Source organism: Moorena sp. SIO2C4 (assembly GCF_010672485.1).
GTDB lineage: Bacteria > Cyanobacteriota > Cyanobacteriia > Cyanobacteriales > Coleofasciculaceae > Moorena > Moorena producens.
This window is the reverse complement of the sequence record NZ_JAAHGN010001325.1, coordinates 1-1,733: the sequence shown is the minus strand read 5'-3', so window position 1 is coordinate 1,733 and position 1,733 is coordinate 1. Positions and strand designations below refer to the sequence as shown.

Below are 1,733 nucleotides of genomic sequence, written 5' to 3'. Positions count from 1 at the left end.
GTCGGAACCCACCCCTAACCCCTCCCAGGAGGGGAACGGGAATCGGGAATCGGGAATCGGGAATCAGGAATCGGGAATCGGGAATCGGGAATCGGGCAGAAGAATTGAGGCAAACAGTATGATAAAAGCGATGCAGCGACCTAGCCTTGTGATCCGATTACACCATCTCCGCAGTCCCTCCAGTTAAACTACTACTGATACTAAAGATCTGGCACGAGTACAAAAAAACTTAATAACGGACGTGATAACAATCAATTTCAGTACTGAAAGCGTCAAATCTTATCAATTCTCCCTACTCCCTACTCCCTATTCCCTATTCCCTATTCCCTTCACTCTATGACTGATTTACTGGAAAACCTCTACAATGCCTTTGACCCCTCCCAACCGTTACCGGCAGGGGACCCGGTTTATGTCGATTGTCGGGAAGTGCGGGGGGATGGAGAGATCCAGGTGGATTTAGGGAAAGAGATGTTGCTTTCTAAGCGAGAGACCTATCATTTATATGGAGGTCATCGGGGGGCAGGAAAATCTACAGAATTGTTCCGATTGAAGCAATATTTGGAACAAAATAACTTTTATGTGGTGTATTTTGCCGCTGATGAAGAAGATGTGGATTCCGAAGATACTCAATATACCGATATTCTGCTGGCCTGTACTCGCCATTTGCTCGAAGACCTCAAGGATAGTGCTAATCCCAGGCCGTTGCTGAACTGGCTGGAAAGCCGCTGGCAAGAGTTAAAAGATTTGGCTCTAACTGAAATAGCATTTGATGGACTAAGTGCAGAAGCAAAAATTTCTCAGTATGGCAAGCTAACTGCTAATTTAAGAGCTGTACCAACCTTGCGTCAACAGATTCGACAGAAAATTAATCCCCACACGGTTACTCTACTAAAGGCGTTGAATCAGTTTATTACAGAAGCCAAAGAAAACTTACCAGCTGGATGTACTAAATTAGCAGTGATTGCGGATAATTTAGACCGGATTGTGCCAGTTATCCAAGAGAGTAACCAAACGAATCATGAAGAAATTTTTTTAGACCGTAGTGAACAATTAAAAGGATTAAAGTGCCATATTGTCTACACAGTTCCGATTTCCATGCTGTACTCCAAGCGAACTAATGATTTGCGAGACATCTATGGTGATGCCCAGGTGTTACCGATGATTATGGTGCGAACTAAAGAGGGTAACCTCTATCAGCCTGGATTCAATAAAGTTAAAGAAGTGATTAGCAAGCGAGTCGGCCAATTTGCTCCCACTCGCTCCCTAGAAACCGATATATTTGAAAGTCCAGAAGCCTTAGAGCGCTTGTGTCTTATGAGTGGAGGTCATGTGCGGAATTTGCTATTATTAATCCAAACCGCCATTGCTCGCACCGAAACCTTACCAATTTCCCTCAGAGCAGTGCAACGATCCATTACTGATGCACGAGATACCTATCGCCGAACGGTTCAGGATGGACAATGGTCAATTTTAGCGGATGTTTACCGCTCCAAGCAGATACACAATAATGACCAGTATCGTCAGTTATTATTTAATCGCTGTTTGTTAGAGTATCAATACTTTGATGACGAAGGAGAAAGACAGTGTTGGTACGATGTTCATCCCCTGATTAAAGGGATTAAGCAATTTCAAGACGCCTATGCTCAACTAGACTCACAGCCGTAAGGTAGTTGCCTAGGGTGTGTTACCGGGCGGGCTGTTTCAACCAGGAACGAAGAGGCGGAAAATCAGGA

1 protein-coding gene is annotated in these 1,733 nt (G+C 44.4%); it reads left to right on the top strand.

Annotated elements, in window-relative coordinates; genetic code table 11:
* Nucleotides 1-336 precede the first annotated feature (336 nt).
* The gene (locus tag F6K20_RS37125; protein WP_287265114.1) at nt 337-1,665 is read left to right on the top strand and encodes a P-loop NTPase family protein; all 1,329 of its coding nucleotides are present in this window, start codon (nt 337-339) and stop codon (nt 1,663-1,665) included.
* Nucleotides 1,666-1,733 lie beyond the last annotated feature (68 nt).